17 protein-coding genes and 1 pseudogene are annotated in these 15,913 nt (G+C 74.2%); 8 read left to right on the top strand and 10 right to left on the bottom strand.

Annotation, left to right across the window (positions count from 1 at the left end; translation table 11 throughout):
* Positions 1-4: 4 nt before the first annotated feature.
* The 3 genes from ACIQFX_RS21735 to ACIQFX_RS21725 form a co-directional block, all read right to left on the bottom strand.
* Positions 5-3,034 carry a HAMP domain-containing protein gene (locus ACIQFX_RS21735; RefSeq protein WP_402465753.1) on the bottom strand — a complete coding sequence of 1,010 codons (3,030 nt, stop codon included), beginning with the start codon at positions 3,032-3,034 and terminating at the stop codon, positions 5-7.
* A 63-nt stretch (positions 3,035-3,097) separates the two neighbouring features.
* Positions 3,098-3,805, bottom strand: coding sequence for an ATP-binding protein (locus tag ACIQFX_RS21730; RefSeq protein WP_402465750.1), 708 nt, complete (start codon positions 3,803-3,805; stop codon positions 3,098-3,100).
* A gap of 29 nt (positions 3,806-3,834) precedes the next feature.
* Positions 3,835-4,173: an STAS domain-containing protein gene (locus ACIQFX_RS21725; RefSeq protein WP_402465748.1), complete on the bottom strand. Its 339-nt coding sequence runs from the start codon at positions 4,171-4,173 to the stop codon at positions 3,835-3,837.
* Between the two features lie 281 nt (positions 4,174-4,454).
* Between ACIQFX_RS21725 and ACIQFX_RS21720 the strand changes: the two genes are divergently transcribed.
* Together ACIQFX_RS21720 and ACIQFX_RS21715 are read left to right on the top strand one after the other, a co-directional pair.
* A complete protein-coding gene (locus tag ACIQFX_RS21720) occupies positions 4,455-4,874 on the top strand; it encodes an STAS domain-containing protein (protein WP_402465745.1) in 420 nt (139 codons plus the stop codon).
* Between the two features lie 16 nt (positions 4,875-4,890).
* On the top strand, positions 4,891-5,331 hold the full coding sequence (locus tag ACIQFX_RS21715; RefSeq protein WP_402465742.1) for an ATP-binding protein: 441 nt from the start codon (positions 4,891-4,893) through the stop codon (positions 5,329-5,331).
* Here ACIQFX_RS21715 and ACIQFX_RS21710 read toward each other — a convergent pair.
* Positions 5,279-6,199, bottom strand: coding sequence for a SigB/SigF/SigG family RNA polymerase sigma factor (locus ACIQFX_RS21710; RefSeq protein WP_402465740.1), 921 nt, complete (start codon positions 6,197-6,199; stop codon positions 5,279-5,281). The genes ACIQFX_RS21715 and ACIQFX_RS21710 overlap by 53 nt on opposite strands.
* A gap of 212 nt (positions 6,200-6,411) precedes the next feature.
* On the opposite strand from ACIQFX_RS21710, the gene ACIQFX_RS21705 reads away from it, so the two are divergent.
* A complete protein-coding gene (locus ACIQFX_RS21705) occupies positions 6,412-6,750 on the top strand; it encodes a DUF3040 domain-containing protein (RefSeq protein ID WP_402465737.1) in 339 nt (112 codons plus the stop codon).
* Positions 6,751-6,853: 103 nt separating this feature from the next.
* On the opposite strand, the gene ACIQFX_RS21700 is transcribed toward ACIQFX_RS21705, so the two are convergent.
* Positions 6,854-7,009, bottom strand: a complete 156-nt coding sequence (locus tag ACIQFX_RS21700) for a hydrophobic protein (RefSeq protein ID WP_402465733.1) — start codon at positions 7,007-7,009, stop codon at positions 6,854-6,856.
* 295 nt (positions 7,010-7,304) lie between these two features.
* Here ACIQFX_RS21700 and ACIQFX_RS21695 point away from each other — a divergent pair, with 295 nt between their 5' ends.
* Both ACIQFX_RS21695 and ACIQFX_RS21690 read left to right on the top strand, forming a co-directional pair.
* Complete coding sequence (locus tag ACIQFX_RS21695) at positions 7,305-7,934, top strand: type 1 glutamine amidotransferase domain-containing protein (protein ID WP_402466524.1); 630 nt, start codon at positions 7,305-7,307, stop codon at positions 7,932-7,934.
* Positions 7,934-8,122 (top strand): CsbD family protein, encoded by a 189-nt coding sequence (locus tag ACIQFX_RS21690; protein WP_402465731.1) that lies wholly within the window; start codon positions 7,934-7,936, stop codon positions 8,120-8,122. The genes ACIQFX_RS21695 and ACIQFX_RS21690 overlap by 1 nt, the downstream gene beginning before the upstream one ends.
* A 64-nt stretch (positions 8,123-8,186) precedes the next feature.
* Here the strand turns inward: ACIQFX_RS21690 and ACIQFX_RS21685 are convergent, their stop codons facing one another.
* The 5 genes from ACIQFX_RS21685 to ACIQFX_RS21665 form a co-directional block, all read right to left on the bottom strand.
* Positions 8,187-8,957: a nucleotidyltransferase family protein gene (locus ACIQFX_RS21685; RefSeq protein ID WP_402465729.1), complete on the bottom strand. Its 771-nt coding sequence runs from the start codon at positions 8,955-8,957 to the stop codon at positions 8,187-8,189.
* Between the two features lie 55 nt (positions 8,958-9,012).
* Positions 9,013-10,110 (bottom strand): iron-containing redox enzyme family protein, encoded by a 1,098-nt coding sequence (locus ACIQFX_RS21680; protein ID WP_402465726.1) that lies wholly within the window; start codon positions 10,108-10,110, stop codon positions 9,013-9,015.
* Complete coding sequence (locus ACIQFX_RS21675) at positions 10,107-10,505, bottom strand: CDGSH iron-sulfur domain-containing protein (protein ID WP_402465723.1); 399 nt, start codon at positions 10,503-10,505, stop codon at positions 10,107-10,109. The genes ACIQFX_RS21680 and ACIQFX_RS21675 overlap by 4 nt, the downstream gene beginning before the upstream one ends.
* 66 nt (positions 10,506-10,571) lie before the next feature.
* Entirely contained in the window at positions 10,572-11,216 is a 645-nt protein-coding gene (locus ACIQFX_RS21670; protein WP_402466521.1) for a HemK2/MTQ2 family protein methyltransferase, read from the bottom strand.
* Positions 11,217-11,296: 80 nt separating this feature from the next.
* Positions 11,297-12,415 (bottom strand): glutamate--cysteine ligase, encoded by a 1,119-nt coding sequence (locus tag ACIQFX_RS21665; protein ID WP_402465720.1) that lies wholly within the window; start codon positions 12,413-12,415, stop codon positions 11,297-11,299.
* A gap of 751 nt (positions 12,416-13,166) precedes the next feature.
* Here ACIQFX_RS21665 and ACIQFX_RS21660 point away from each other — a divergent pair.
* The 3 genes and pseudogenes from ACIQFX_RS21660 to ACIQFX_RS21650 all read left to right on the top strand — a co-directional run.
* A pseudogene (locus ACIQFX_RS21660) lies at positions 13,167-13,637 on the top strand (SRPBCC family protein); the annotation flags it as partial.
* A gap of 543 nt (positions 13,638-14,180) precedes the next feature.
* Positions 14,181-15,161, top strand: coding sequence for a TIGR03557 family F420-dependent LLM class oxidoreductase (locus ACIQFX_RS21655; protein WP_402466518.1), 981 nt, complete (start codon positions 14,181-14,183; stop codon positions 15,159-15,161).
* Complete coding sequence (locus tag ACIQFX_RS21650) at positions 15,158-15,847, top strand: HAD family hydrolase (protein WP_402465718.1); 690 nt, start codon at positions 15,158-15,160, stop codon at positions 15,845-15,847. The genes ACIQFX_RS21655 and ACIQFX_RS21650 overlap by 4 nt, the downstream gene beginning before the upstream one ends.
* The last annotated feature ends 66 nt before the right edge of the window (positions 15,848-15,913 follow it).

The following is a 15,913-nucleotide window of genomic DNA, read 5'->3' as shown; positions in this document are numbered from 1 at the left end:
CGTGTCAGCCCGTCAGCCAGGCGCTGATCTTGTCGGTCAGCTCCTCCCCGTCGACGGGCTTGGAGACGTAGTCGTCGGCGCCCGCCGCCAGGGCCTCGGCGCGGTCGCCCGGCATCGCCTTCGCGGTCACCACGATGACGGGCAGCCGCGCCCGGCCCGGCATCCTCCGGATGGCCTGGATCGTGGTGTAGCCGTCCATCCCCGCCATCATGACGTCCATCAGCACGAGCCGGACCTCCTCGTGCGCCGCCAGCACGTCCAGGCCCGCGCGGCCGCTGTCGGCCGTGAGGACGCGCAGTCCGTGCCCTTCGAGGACCTCGGTGAGGGCGAAGACGTTGCGGGCGTCGTCGTCGACGACGAGCAGGGTGGTGTGCCCGGCGGTCCGGGGCGTACCGGCGTCGGAGCCGGGCGCTGATCCCGCTTCGGATCCGGAGTCAGCTGTGCGTTCGGCGTCCGGGTCGGCCGCCGGTTCGGTGTCCGCGTCGGCTTCCGGGTGCGCCGCCGCACCGGGGGCCGTCCCGCCCGGGGAAGGCCGTGTCCCGGGCAGGGAGCGGGACGTGGGCAGGTAGAACGTGAAGGTGCTGCCGTGGCCGGGGCTGCTCGTCGCCTCGATGGTGCCGCCGAGGAGCCCGGCCACCTCGCGGCTGATGGAGAGCCCCAGCCCCGTACCGCCGTAGCGGCGGGCGGCGGTGCCGTCGCCCTGCTGGAACGCCTCGAAGACGTGCCGGAGCTGTCCGGCGGGGATGCCGATGCCGGTGTCGGTGATGCGGAAGGCGAGGACGGGCGGACCGCCGAGGAGCATGGGCGGCGTCTCGTCGGGGGACGCGTGCTCGACGGTGAGCGCGACCCGGCCCTCGTCGGTGAACTTCAGCGCGTTCGAGAGGAGGTTGCGCAGGATCTGGCGGATGCGCGACTCGTCGCTGTTCAGCTCTGCGGGCACGTCGTCGGCGACGGTGACCGTGTACGCGAGCCGCCGCTCGTCGGCGACCGGCCCGAAGGTCGCCTCCAGGTACTCCGTGAGCTGGCGGAGCGGGAAGGGCTCGTGCCTGATGTCCATCTTCCCCGCCTCGACCTTGGACAGGTCGAGGATGTCGTTGATCAGCTGGAGCAGGTCGGACCCGGCGGAGTGGATGACCTCGGCGTAGTCGATCTGCTTCTCCGTCAGGTTCCCCTCGCCGTTCTGGGCGAGCAGCCGGGCCAGGATCAGCAGGCTGTTGAGCGGGGTGCGCAGCTCGTGGCTCATGTTGGCGAGGAACTCGGACTTGTACAGGGAGGTGCGGGACAGCTGCCGGGCCCGCTCCTCCAGTTCCTGGCGCGCCTGCTCGATGACGAGGTTCTTGGACTCGATGTCCTTGTTGCGCTGGGCGAGGAGGGCCGCCTTCTCCTGCAGTTCGGCGTTGGAGCGCTGGAGCTCCTGCTGTCGGGTCTGCAACTCCTTGGAGCGGGAGCGGAGTTCGTCGGCGAGCCGTCGGTACTGGCCGAGGAGTTCGTCCGTGCGGAGGTTGGCGACGAGTGAGCTGAGGACGGCTCCCGTGCTGTCCACGAACCGGTCGAGGAACTCGCGCCGCACGTCGGTGAAGGGGCGGAGCGAGGCGAACTCCAGGGCTCCGAGGACCTGTTCCTCGACGACGATCGGCAGGACGAGCAGGGTGCTCGGCTCGCCGGAACCCGTCCCCGAGGCGATGGTGGCGTAGCCGGCGGGCAGCTGCTCGACGATGAGGGCGCGCCGGTCGCGGGCGGCCTGCCCGACCAGGGACTGGCCGAGGAGGAAGCGGCGCGGTGGCGCGTCCGGGGCGTCGGGGGACCCGTAGGCGGCGGTCATGACGAGCTCGGTGCCCCGCTCGCCGTCGCCGGCGAGGAAGAACGCGCCGTACTGGGCGGCGACCAGTGGCGGCACCTCGGCCATGATCAGTTCGGCGATCTCGGGCAGGCCGCGGGTGCCCTGCAGGAGACCGGTGATCCGGGCGAGGTTGGTCTGGAGCCAGTCCTGCTCCTCGTTGGCCCGGGTGGTCGCCCGCAGCGACTCGACCATCGAGTTGATGTTGTCGCGCAGGTCCCTGACCTCTCCGGGAGCGTCGACCGTGATGGAGCGGGTCAGGTCGCCCTCGGCGACGGCACTGGTGACCTCGGCGATGGCGCGGACCTGGCGGGTCAGGTTCCCGGCGAGTTCGTTGACGTTCTCGGTGAGCCGTTTCCAGGTGCCGGAGACGCCCTCGACCTCGGCCTGGCCGCCGAGTTTGCCCTCGGTGCCGACCTCGCGCGCGACGCGGGTGACCTCGGCGGCGAACGACGACAGCTGGTCGACCATCGTGTTGATGGTGGTCTTGAGTTCGAGGATCTCGCCGCGGGCGGAGACGTCGATCCGGCTGGTCAGGTCGCCCTGGGCGACGGCGGTGGTGACCTGGGCGATGTTGCGCACCTGGTTGGTGAGGTTGTCGGCCATCGAGTTGACTTTGTCGGTGAGGTCCTTCCACGTGCCGGAGACCCCGTGGACGGTGGCCTGGCCGCCGAGTTTGCCCTCCGTGCCCACCTCCCGGGCCACCCGGGTGACCTCCTCGGCGAAGGACGAGAGCCGGTCGACCATGGTGTTGATGGTCTCCTTCAGCTCCAGGATCTCGCCGCGCGCGTCCACCCTGATCTTGCGCGTGAGGTCCCCGAGGGCGACCGCCGTGGCGACCTGGGCGATGGACCGCACCTGGGACGTGAGGTTGTCGGCCATCGTGTTCACGCCGGACGTCAGCTCCCGCCACACCCCCCGCGCCCCGGGCTCGCGGATCCGGCCGCCGAGCAGCCCCTGGCCGCCGACCTCGCCGGCGACCCGGGTGACCTCCGAGGTGACCAGGGAGAGCTGCCCGACCATGTCGTTGTAGACGTCGGCGATCTCGCCGTGGATGCCGCCGCCGGCCTCGGGGAGCCGGACCGACAGGTCCCCGTCGCGTACGGCCGTGAGCCCGGCGAGCAGCCTGCGCAGGCCGTTCTCGTCCGGCTCCCCGTGCGGCTGCCCCGCGCCGGGGGGTCGTCTGCGCTGTGTCATGGAGGACCTCGCACCGGGCGACGCGGTACGCGCCGGATGCCGGGTGCACCGCGGGGTCCCGCGTCACCCCTCCACTGTAGGTCGGGGGGGGGGGGCGCGGGCCCCCCCCCCCCCGCCCCCCCCCCCCCCCCCCCCCCCCCCCCCCCCCCCCGGGGGGCGCCCCCCCCCCCCCCCCCCCCCCCCCCCCCCCCCCCCCGCCCGCCGGGCCCCCCCCCCCGGGGCGGGGGGGGGCCCCCCCCCCCCCCCCCCCCCCCCCCCCCGGCCCGGCGTGGTCCGGGCGGTCGGGGGGGGCCCCGGGGGGCCCCCGCCCCCCCCCCCCAGTGTGGGGGGGGGGTCCCCCCGGGCCCGGGGCACCCCCACCACCTCGAACCAGACCGCCTTGCCCCCGCCGCGGGGGAGCCAGCCCCACGCGGCCGAGAGCCGCTCCAGGAGGTACAGCCCGTGCCCCGAGGAGCGGCCCGCCCGGTGCGGGCCGTGCGGCCGGGGCCGTACCGGGCTCGTGTCGCTGACCTGCACCCACAGCCGTCCGTCGGTCCGGTCCAGGCACAGTTCGTACGGGACGCCGCCGTGGGTGAACGCGTTCGTGACGACCTCGGACACCAGCAGCAGGGCGTCGTCGACGGCGACCCGACCGGTCGCGCCCGCCGGCCCGAACCACTCGCTCAGCGCACGCCGGGTGTGCTCACGGCACGCCCGAACCGTACCGTCGCCTTCCGCCAGCTCGAAGCGGCGGCTCGCGGAGGGTGCGGGCCGTACCTGCCGATGGGTCATGGGCTGCGCCTTCCTCGGCCCGCGAGCCGCTACACGGACGACCGTCGATCACGCAGGGCGACGTCGGCGTCCTCGTACACCCGGAAGACCTGCCGCGCGCCGGTGATCTCGAACATCCGGGCCACCGGAGGGCGCAGGGCGGCGAGGTCCACGCGCCCGCCCTCGGCCAGGTGCCGCAGCCGGGCCCTCAGCAGCAGGTTCAGTCCGGTGGAGTCGCAGAACAGCAGCCCCGCGCAGTCGACGACGAGGCGTCCGCCCCCGGGGTTCTCCTCCAGGGCGTTGCGCAGCGGCGCGGCGGTGTCGTGGTCGAGCTCCCCGCTCAGGAGGAGGACCACGGTGCCGGGCTCCGCATCGCGACGGCGCTTCACGGCCAGCCGCCCCGGTGGCGGGGGGTGACCGGAAGACGCGGAAGGATGAGATCGCGCGCACATGGCTCGTTCCTGGGGGCTCTTGCCTGTCGGTGGGCCACTGCCCACCCCCGGCGTGGGTATGCGCCCCGCCCCCGCCCCCTCGCCTCCCGCCTCGCACTCGGTCCTTCCCGGTCCGAGCACGCTCCGCGGCGCCCCGTCCGGCGGCCGGGACGCATCGAATCCACCCCTCCGGGAAAAGGTGTAAAAAGGGCGAAAACCGTGAGGAGGGTGGCGAGGTCATGCGGGACGAAGAGCTGGTGGACCGGGACACCGGGCCGGGGCCCGACCGCTTCGGCGTCTCCGTCCGGCCCGTGCCGGAGGCGGGCACCGTCGTGCTGGTGCTCGTGGGCGAGCTCGACCGCGACACCGTCCGGCCGCTGTGGGAGGCGGTGGAGGAGTGTCCGCCGACCGGGAGGATCCTCGTCGACTGCTCCGGTCTGCGGTTCTGCGACTCGTCCGGGCTGAACACGCTGCTCAGGGCTCGGCTCAGGGTCCTGGAAGCCGGGGGGAGGGTGGACCTCGCCGGGCTGCGCCCGCCGGTCGACCGGATGTTCGAGATCACCGGCGCCCGTGGCGTGTTCCGCGTGTACGGAAGCATGGCCGAGGCGCTGTCCGGAGGCGGCCACGGAAGCGGTGGAAGTCATGACACGGACGGCTGAGGTTCCCCAGGGGCAGGTGCGGAGACTGATACTGAACGGGACCCGGGGCGTGGTGGCCCGCTGCCGCGACTTCACCGCCGAGGCGCTCGCCGACTGGGGGTGGATCCCACCCGAGGGCGAGGAGGCGGAGCGGCGGGTGGAGGACGTCCTGCTCATGGTGTCGGAGGTCGTCACGAACGCCTGCCTGCACGCCGGCGGCCCGGAGGAGCTGGTGCTGCGCCACGCGCACGGGCGGCTCCGGGTCGAGGTGGCCGACGCCAGCCCCGAGCATCCGCGCGCCCAGGCCCCCCGATCGCCCGGTCTTCCCGGCGGGCACGGTCTCATGGTGCTCGACCGGCTCGCCGGCGACTGGGGCACCGAGGACAAGGGGCCGGGACGCGTCGGCAAGGTGGTGTGGCTGGAGGTCAGCCGTCCGTCCCGGCCTCCGTGGCGCCGTCCTGGAGCAGGCCCTGCCTGAGCTCGCCGAGGATCCGGGTGAGCAGGCGCGAGACGTGCATCTGGGAGAGGCCGACCCGGCGGCCTATCTCCGCCTGCGTGAGTTCCTCCCCGAAGCGCAGTTCGAGGATGCGCCGGTCGCGGTCGTCGAGCCGGGCGAGCAGCGGTCGCAGCGACGTCAGCGACTCGATCAGCTCGTAGGACGGCTCGGAGCCGGCCAGGTGCCGCGCGCTCGTCCCGGACGTCGCGTCGTCGTCGCCCGCCGGGGTGTCCAGGGAGCGGGCGGCGTAGCCGTGGGCCGCCAGCTGGCCCTCCGCGACCTCCGCCTCCGTCACGTGCAGCCGTGCCGCCAGTTCCGCCCGGCTGGGGCGGCGGCCCAGCCCCTGTTCCAGCGCGTCGGCGGCCTTCGCGAGGTCGATCCGCATCTCCTGGAGTCGGCGCGGCACCCGGACGGCCCAGCTGGTGTCGCGGAAGAAGCGCTTCAGCTCACCGACGATCGTCGGGAGCGCGAACGCGGAGAAGTCGACCGCGCGGTCGGGGTCGAACCGGTCGATCGCCTTGATCAGGCCGATCGTGCCCACCTGGACGATGTCCTCGGTCGGCTCGGCGCGGTTCCTGAACCGGCGGGCCGCGAACTTCACCAGGCTGAGGTTCAGCTCCACCAGCGTGTTGCGCACGTACGCGTACTCCGGCGTCCCCTCCTCCAGCGCCCTCAGGCGCACGAAGAGGGCGACGGACAGGGTCCGCGCGTCGCCCGTCGAGAAGGTGCTCGGACGGACCGGTTCGGGGATCCCGTCCAGTGCCGCTCGGCGCGTCGCCGCCCCAGCGCCGCCCACGGGTTCCGGCGAGCGGTCGGGGGAGGTGACGGTATGTGCTCCGGCGGTGGACATGAAGGCTCCTTCGACGGTGGCGGTGGGCCTGCGCCGCTGCCTCGGAAGGAGCGGCGGGGGTCCGTCGGTCGAGCGTCTGGAGGGATGATGCCCGCTATCAGTAGATTCAACACGGTTTCGCGGGGAACTCGAAGAGATGCGACGCTTGTCGCGTCGGCCGACGATGCCGGGCCCCTCGCCGAGGAGACCGGGATCGGGAGGAGGTGTCCGCGATGGACGACGCCCGACTCTCGGCGCGTGAGCAACGCGCTCTGGCGGAGATCGAGGAGCAGCTCGACCGCGACGAGCCGCTCGCCCGCAACCTGCGCACGATGCGGCGCGGCCCCCGGCTGCGCCTCCCCCCGCTCTCCGGTGGCCACCGGTTCCCCACCCTCGGGCTCGCCGCCCTCGGAGCGCTGACCCTCGCCCTGCTCGTCCTCGCCGTCGCCACCGAAGCCCCGCTGCTCATCTGGCTGTTCGCCGCCACCTGGGTCGTGACCCTGATCGTCCTCCTGACCCGCGTCGTCCGCTGGTCGCGCCGATGGGCCGAGCGCTCCCGGCGGACGGAGTGACCCGTCGCCGGTCCGCACCACCGCCCATCTCCGCGCCACCACACGACCGAGCGCCCCGGATCAACTCCGGGGCGCTCACGTCGTGTCCGGGTGGGAACCCGACTCACCAGCGGTACCAGCGTCCGTCGCCGCTCCGCATCAGGAAACCGAGCAGCCACAGCACGAGTACGGCGATGGCGACGTACCAGAGCACCTCTAGGGCGAACCCCGCGCCGAACAGCACCAGGATCAGAAGGAGTACGAGAAGAAGGGCAACCATGGCGGGCACCTCCGATGCCACCGAGGCCTGCCGGTCGTCGTCCTCGGCACGAGGGCACTCGGTACGTCCGCGCCTGCCCCCTCTTCCCGGAAACATGCACGGCGACCGGCAAGACGCCCCGGGACGTTTGAGCGACGCCTGCGGGGTGAGGCGCAAGAGTGGCGGGGGGCCTGACGCCGGAGAGGAATCCACCGTGTCGCCCGACGGAAAGCCCGACGGAAAGCCCGACGGAAAGCCCGAAGGAAAGCCCGACGGAAAGCCGGACGGAAAGCCGGACGGAGAACCCGAAGGAAAGCTGCCTGACGCAGCGCCCGAAGCGCACTCCGAAGTGCATTCCGAGGCGACGCTCGGCGGAAAGGCCGTCCTCGTCCTCACGACGAACTACGGAACGGAGCAGGACGAGCTGCGGAAACCGGTCGCCGTCCTGCGCGAGGCCGGTGCGCGCGTCACGGTCGCGGCACAGAAGGACGCGGAGATCCGGACCGTGGTCTCGGACCGCCGGCCCGGTGCCGTCGTCCGGCCGGACACCACCTTGGCGAAGGCGTCGGCCGACGAGTTCGACGCCGCGATCGTGCCGGGCGGCACGGTGAACGCCGACCGGCTGCGCACCGACGACGAGGCCCGACGCCTCCTCGCCGCCTTCGCCGAGGCCGGCAAACCGGTCGCCGCGATCTGCCACGGACCCTGGCTCCTGGTGGAGACCGGCCTCGCCCGGGGACGCGAACTCACGTCGTACCCGTCGCTCCGCTCCGACCTCGAGAACGCGGGCGGCACCTGGGTGGACCGCGAAGTCGTCGTCGACACCTCCGGCCGCCACCCCCTGATCACCTCCCGCAAGCCGGGCGACCTCGACGCCTTCGCGTCCGCCGTCGTCCGAACCCTCGCCCGGGGCCGGACCCCGGCCGACGAGAAAGGAACCCACTGATGCGCAAGAGCGACATGGAGAAGGGCAAGGGCAAGGTCAAGGAGACCGTGGGCAAGGCCACGGGCAACGAGCGGATGGAGGCCGAGGGCAAGGGCGACCAGATGAAGGGGAAGGTCCGCGAGGTCGCCGAGAAGGCGCGTGAACACGCCGCGAAGGCCCCCGACGAACTGAGGCGACGTACCTCCTGAGCGAAGCCGTACGGGCCCTCGGCGGACACCGCCGAGGGCCCGCGCCCACGCGCGGTCGTCCGGGTCACCGCACGGAGGCGTCGCCCGGGGCCAGTACGTCCATCAGTTCGAGCAGGTAGAGGAAGGCGACGGCCATCGGCGCGTCGGCGGTGTCGCGGCGGACCCGTGGCCAGTCGACCCGCTCGCGCAGGCCGCGCGCCACCGGCAGCAGGGCGCCGAAGTCGCAGTGGTGCTCGGAGAGCGCGAGCAGCCGGGAGACCATGATGTCGGTCGGGGCGAGCACCGGCATGTGGACGGAGTCGACCGGCATCGTCGTGGCACGGGCGAGGAGTTCGGTCGTCACGGGCCGGCCGGCGAGCGCGAAGATCAGGTCGATCTCCTCGCCGCCCGCACGTGCCTTGACGAGCCAGTCCTCGGGCGGTTCGACGATGCGGATCCCGCGCTCGCGCAGCGACCGGATGACGAGCTCGGCGTCCTCCCGGCGCACGGCGAAGTCCGTGTCGTGCTGGAGCCGGACGGGAATGCCGTGCGCGTACGCGGCGACGCTGCCGACCAGGGCGAACGGGCAGCCGGACGCCTTGAGCACGGCGCCGACCTCCTTCGTCGTCTCCAGGATCGCCTGGGTGTGGTCCGGTGGCAGGACCCGCGCGGTGCGTTCCGCGCGTTCCCCCGCACTCCCTGGCCCGCCTCCGGGAGCCTCCGCCGGCTCCGGCTCCGGCTCCGACTTCGGCTCCGGCATCGGACGGTCGGCGGACGCGTGGGCCGGACGCGTGTGCGGCGAGCGTGCCGCTCCGTCCGTCGCGTGGTAGGGGGCCGGGCCCTCCATGAGGTTCATGGCCTGCTCCTGTCCTCGTCGCCGGTCACGACGCCCCTTCGGGGCGGCCCTGCGTCTACCCCGCACGCCCCTCGTCATTCCGTGTCCGACCGGACCCTCGGCGGGCCTCTCCGGCCGGCGTCGGCAGGGGAGCGCGGCCGTCGGACGGTGTCCGCAGCGCGGTCTCGCCCCGGGACCAGGCGTCCGTCACCTGGCGGGCGAGCCGGTCCTCGACGAGGCAGGTCGCGGCGATGCCGAAGGCGACGTCGGGGGCGAGGCCGGGTTCGTCGTCGAGGAGGCCGCCGACGACCTCGCGGCGCACCAGCTGCTCGTGCACGGCGTCGGCCTCCACGTGCTCGTCGTAGTACCGCGCTGCGGCGGGGCCCGCCCCTGTCCGGCGCATCGCCTCGGCGAGGCGGGCGGCGGCGGGCGGCGAGGTCGTCTCCAGGACGGCGAAGTGCCCGACGAGGGCCCCGCGCAGCCTGCGGTGCAGGCCGAAGAGGGACATCAGGTTCGAGGCCGCCAGCGCCTCGGCGCCGGCCGCGTCGACGTAGCGTCCGTACGCGGGGTCGAGGTCCAGGTCGGCCATCAGGTCCGCGTAGAGCCGCGAGTGCATCCGCTCGGCCCGGCCGCAGCCGTACTCGTCGAACTCGACGGTGACCATCGCCGCCTTGGCGCGGCCCCGCAGCCGGGGGACGACCCACAGGTGCGGATCGGCCTCCCTGAGCTGGTGCACGGAGCGCAGCGCCGCGTACTCGCGCAGCGGCCACGCCTCTCCCGCGGAGAGGAGGAAACGGGACACCCCGGTCCCGTCGACCGGCTCCATGAGCAGTGCGGCCAGTGCCTCGTCCACCGGAGGCGCGTCCCGGCAGTCGTGCCGCAGGGTGCTCTCGAAGCGGTGCTCCAGGAGGGCCCGGGCCCTCAGCAGGTCGGGGTCCCATTCGAGGGTGTCGGGGACGCCGGTGAAGCCCTGGTAGTGCAGCTCGTAGAGGAGGTGCAGGGCGAGGTGCAGATCCTCGCCGTACGGGGAGCAGCGCGCGATCTCCGCCTCCCGGGGCTGCTGTCCCGGGAGGCCGAGCAGCCGGTTCCGCACCGCGTCGGACACGGTGCCGCGGGCTTCGGGGACCGCGGGCGTCGCGGGCGTCGTCGTGACGGGCGGAGGGGCGAGGGTCATGACGGCTCGACCTCCCCGGCCGGCCCGCCGGCGCCTCCCGGTGCGGCCGGCTCCGGCCGCACCGGGGGCTCGGCGGCGGCCCTGGAGCGGACGCTCCGCCGCAGGCGCGGGCGGTGGCTCGTGTCGCAGAACGGCGCCCGCAGGGTCCGCCGGCAGGTGCAGAGCGCGATCACGGGCCGTTCGCAACGGAGCACCGACCCGTCCGGCATGACGATCTCCGCGGGCCCCTCGACGAGGAGCGGCCCTTCGAGGAGCGGCTGGACACGGGGAGGCGTCGCGCGGGGCCCGGAGGAGCGAGGGCCGGCCGCGCCCGCTCGGAGCCCTTGCGGTGTCTCGGGGCCGGCCGGTTCACGCGTCCCGGCCCGAGGGGCGTTCCCGCCCGGGGAAGCAGACATCACACACCACCGATCGGTTCCGACTGCCGCGCACATCGCGCGAGTGCCCCGCTCTCCGGCCCCCAATCACGGCCGGACGGCCCGGATGACCACCAGGTCCTCGGTCCGCGTGCCCGGAGCCACCAGTCCCCGGGCCGCGAACCAGTCCGCCCGGGCCGACATCACCGGCCCGAACGGCTGCGTGACGCGCTCGGCGACACGCGCCCGCAGCCCGCCGCGCCCGAGCGCGTCCAGGGTGCCGGCGATGCCGGAGAGCGACGACTGGACGAGGAGCAGGACCCCGGAGCACGTCAGGAGACGGGGCGCCCGGGCGCAGACGCGGTCGAGGAGCAGCCGCCCGTCCGGCCCCGCGTCCCAGCTCCTGCGCGGGCCGCCGGACGGCGCCTCGGCGTGCTCGCTCGGCACGTACGGCGGGTTCACGGTGATCAGGTCGAAGCGTTCGTGGCGCACCGGAAGGTCGAGGTCGCCGCGGAGCGCGCGGATCCGGCAGCCGTGCAGCAGCGCGTTCAGCCGCGCGCTGGCGACCGCGGCGAGCGACACGTCCACGGCGGTCGCCCGCGCGCCCCGCAGCGCAGCCATGACGGCGAGGACGCCGGTGCCCGTGCACAGGTCGAGGGAGCGGGTTCCCGGGCCCAGTTCCTCGCGCCCCAGCTGCCCCATCAGGAGCCCGGTGTCGCCCTGGGGCGCGTAGACGCCGGGCAACCGCCACACCCGCGGGGCGTACGCGTGCGGCGGAAGGGCCGCTCCGCCGCGGACGGCCGGTCGCTCGGCCTGGGCGGTACCCACACTGATCAGCGCCCCGCCGTCGCCGCGGCGAGCGCGTCCACGACCGCGCTGAGGCGGCCGTGCCGGCGGAAGACGGCACGCTGACGTGCCGCACCGCCGCCGTTCGCACCGATCCGTTCCCACTGGTCGCGGACCCACGCCAGGTCGCCGGTGGCTTCGAGCCCCCGCGCGGAGAAGTCGATGAGACCGTCCAGGAGGGCCACGGCGGGCCGCTCCCGGCCGTCCACCGGGTCGAGACCCGTCCCGGAGAGCCCCTGGGCGGCGGCGAGCCGGTGGGCGCGGAGCAGGCTCGCCCCGGGGATCCGGGGTGGCGGGACCGAGGCGTCGACGCGCGGCAGCAGGGTCGTGGCGAGTCCCCGGACCAGGATCGCGAGCAGGACCACCGTGTCGAGGTCCGCGTTGGCGTCCGCCACCCTCACCTCGAGGGTCGGCACGTGCTCCGAAGGCCGGGCGTGCCAGTACACCATGCGGTTGTCGAGCAGCGTGCCCTCCTCGACGAGCCGTGAGACGTGGGCGAGGTACTGCGTCTCGTCGAGGACCGGCGTCGGACCGACGGTCGGCCACCGCGCGTGCTCCACGGAGCGCCAGCTCTGGTACCCCGTGTCACGGCGGCCGGCGAACGGCGAGTTCCCGGCCAGGGCCTGCAGGACCGGCAGCCACGGCCGCAGGTGCTGCGCCAGGGCGAGCGCCCGCTCCCGGTCCAGAGTCCCCACGTGCACGTGGCATCCGCACACCAGCCCGCCGTCACGGGCCGTCCCGTCCCTCCGGGTCACCAGCGGAGCGAAGCGCCGGGCCATCAGCCGGTACCGGTCGGTGTCGGTCACCGTCAGCGGATCCTCCGGAGGCAGTACGGGAGTGCCGCACGCGACGGGCATGCAACGCTCCTGCCGCGCCGCCTTCCCCACCACTCCGCGCAGCCGGAAGAGTTCGTCCCGCAGGTCGCTCCGGCTGGCGGTGGGCTCGGTGCAGATCTCGATCTGCGCGGTGAAGAGCTCGGCCTGCACCTGCCCACCGAGCTCGCGCGAGGCCCGCCGGATCACCTCCGGCGCCCGGTTCACGGGCGCCCGTGTCATGCGGTCCACCAGCACGAACTCTTCCTCGACGCCCATCGTCAGGATTTTCATCGCGCACTCCTCGCCTCGGCACGCGGCTACCCGCCCCTGGCGCCCTCATGCCGTTCCACCCCCGTGTCCACCCCGAGCCCCCGCGGTCGGGCGCCCCCGCCTCGGAGCACGACCGCGCGCCGGGTTCCGGGCGGGGCTCCTCGGCTCCGTCCGGGAACCGGGCGACGGCCGGTGCCGCCCGACTACGGCGCCCCCGCCCGCGCGAGATCCTCGCCCGCTCCCCAGGGCGGCCGAACTCCCTCCGTCACCGGCAGACTCGACCATTCCTCCGGTAGGCGCGGCTGACCGCCCGGCGGTGTTCCGCGTGCCGATTTCCGAGACGGGTGGGAAAACAACGCCGCATCACCGCCCGTTCGGCGCCGCGGCGGGTAGCCGCCCCGTGGAGGGCGCGACCGTGAGGAGGCCCGGAGATTCGAGGGAACGCCGACGGCAGGCGACCGGAGCGGACTCGGCGACGAGGAGTTCCGGACGCTGATGCGGGAGGCACGGGCCGAGGCGCGCCGCAGGTTCCTCGGCGAACCCCCGCGGGGGGAAACGGACTTCGCGCTGCGGACGCAGCACGCCGAATTCGGGCGGCCGCCCACTGACGGGGCGGGCGGACCGATCGCGAGGCGCCCCTCAGCCGGGCGCCTCGCTCCGCGCGGGGCGGGCGACACGGCCCCCGTGCCTCCGGCCGTGAATGAGCCCCGTGTCGCCGGGTACGCGCGGAAGGAGCCCGCAGAGAGCGTGACGACACGGAGGAGGTAAGGACATGAGCAGGGTCGAACAGGTGATCGACGTGGACGTCCCGGTGCGGAGCGCGTACGACCAGTGGACGCAGTTCGAGGATTTCCCGCGCTTCATGGAGGGCGTCGAGGACGTCCGGCAGCTCGACGACCGCCACTGCCACTGGCAGACCAAGGTCGCCGGCGTTCGGCGCGAGTTCGACACCGAGATCGTCGACCAGCTCCCCGACGAGCGGATCGCCTGGCGCAGCATGGGCGACGGAGTGCGGCAGAAGGGCGTCGTCAGCTTCCAGTCCCTGGACGCCGACCACACCCGCGTGCGGCTGGCCATGGACGTGGAGCCCGACGGCATGGCGGAGAAGACCGCCGACGCCCTCGGCATGCTGGACCGGCGCGTCAAGGGCGACCTCAAGCGGTTCAAGGGCTTCATCGAGGAACACGGGCACGCCACCGGCGGCTGGCGCGGACGCATCCGCCCGGAGGACGCCGACGTGCCCACCTCCGGTGGGGTGCCGATGGGCGGGGAACCCGGCCCGATGGCGGACGAGCCCGGCGGCCCGATGCCCGGCGGCCCGATGTCCGGGGGACCCGGCCCGACGAGGCAGGACCCCGGCTCGATGGGAGACCCCGACCGGACGCGCAGGTCCCCCGGCGCGGAGTCCTGGCCGCTCCCGCCCGGCCCCGGCGACCCGGGCCTGCGCTGACCGGCGCAGTGCTCCCACGGCTCCGGTTCCGGCCACCCGGGTGTGCGGCGCTTCCCGCGCAGGCCCCCTGGCGTCCGTACGACCGCTGACCACCGCCCCGGGCGGACCACCGCCCCGGGCGGCGGTCCGGGGCACACCCGCCGCGCGGCCTACGGCCGGGAGGTGACCGCGTCCGTGGACCGCATCGCCGACCCGTGGGCACTCGAACCCCCTACGGCCGGCGAGGGAAGCGGCCCGTACGCCGGGACGCCTTCCTCGCCGACGGCGTCGGGGCCGAAGGAGCCGAGCGGCGAGGGAGCCCGTTTCAGGACCCCGTGTCGCGGCAAGTCGCCGGGCATGATGCGCATCGGGTACACGATGATGACCGAGCAGGCAGGCCCGCGTGAGCTGGTGGAGCACGTGGTCGAGGCGGAGCGGGTGGGGTTCGACTTCTCCGTGGTCTCGGACCACTCCTTTCCGTGGCTGGAAGCGCAGGGGCACGCCCCGTACGCCTGGAGCGTGCTCGGGGCGGCGGCGCAGGCGACCTCCGGGATTCCGCTGATGAGCTTCGTGACCTGCCCGACCTTCCGCTACCACCCCGTGGTGGTCGCGCAGAAGGCCGCGACCGTCCAACTGCTGTCCGAGGGCCGGTTCCGGCTCGGCCTGGGCTCGGGCGAGAACCTGAACGAGCACGTCGTGGGCGCGGGCTGGCCCTCGGCGCGGGTGAGACTGGCCATGCTGGACGAGGCCGTCGAGATCATCCGTGCCCTCTTCACCGGCGCGTACGTGACCCGGAACGGCCGGTACTTCCAGGTCGCGGACGCCCGTCTGTGGGACGTCCCGGGCGTCCCGCCGCCCGTCGGCATCGCGGTGTCGGGCCCGCGCTCGTGCGCGCTCGCCGGGCGTCACGGCGACCTGCTGATCGCGACGGAGCCGAAACGGGAGCTGGTGGACGCCTTCGACGCCCAGGGCGGCGCGGGGAAGCCGCGCGTCGGTCAGCTGCCCGTCTGCTACGACCCCGACCGGGAAGTCGCCGTGGCCCGCGCGCACGAGCAGTTCCGGTGGGCGCTCGGCGGCTGGCGGCTCAATGCCGAACTGCCGCTGCCGGCCGGCTTCGCGCAGGCGTCCGAGCACACGCGCCCGGAGGACGTGGCGAAGAGCATCCCGTGCGGGGACGACGTCGGCGCGGTCGTCGACGCGGTCCGGCCCTTCGCCGAGGCCGGGTTCACCGAGGTCGCCCTGCTCCAGATCGGCGGCGACCGTCAACTCCCCTTCCTCCACTGGGCGGAGAAGGACCTGCTGCCCGCCCTCCGCGACCTCCAGGGAGGTCCGGCATGACCCGCGCCGCGCTCTTCGACATCGACGGGACCCTCGTCGACTCCAACCACCTGCACGTGGTGGCCTGGTGGGAGGCCCTCCGGCAAGGCGGCCACCACGTCCCCACCCACGCCGTGCACCGGGCGATCGGGCTGCCGGGGGAACAGCTCCTCGACCACCTGCTCGACGGCGACCGCGACCGTGCCCAGGACGACCGGCTCGGCGCCGCCCACGACACGCTCTACGGCACCTTCTTCGAACGGCTCCAGCCCTTCGACCGGGCCGCCGACCTCCTGCGCGCCCTCGCGAACGACGGCTGGCGCATCGTTCTGGTGACCTCGGCCAAGGACCGGGAACTGGCCGCCCTGCGCCGGGCGATCGACGCCGACGACGCGGTCACGGCCACCGCGACCGCCGACGACGTCGAGCGGGGCAAGCCGGCACCCGACCCGATCGAGCACGCCCTCTCGCTCGTCGGCACCGGCTCCGACCGGGCCGTGTTCGTCGGGGACAGCGTCTGGGACATGAAGGCCGCGCGCCGCGCCGGCGTGGTCCGCGCCGGCGTGCTGTGCGGCGGCATCCCGCGCGCCGACCTGACCGGAGCGGGCGCGGACGCCGTCTACGACGACCCGGCCGACCTGCTCGCCCACCTGTCCAGCAGCCCCTTCGCCTCAGTCCCGGCCGCACCGGAGGAACCGGTCGGATGACCGGCGGCGGCCCGGCTGTGCCTCCCCGGGCCCCGGCCGCCTCCCCGGGCCCCGGCCGCCTCCCCG

The organism is Streptomyces sp. NPDC093089, assembly GCF_044754405.1.
In the GTDB taxonomy this organism is placed as follows: domain Bacteria; phylum Actinomycetota; class Actinomycetes; order Streptomycetales; family Streptomycetaceae; genus Streptomyces.
This window is presented reverse-complemented; position numbering and strand designations above follow the sequence as displayed.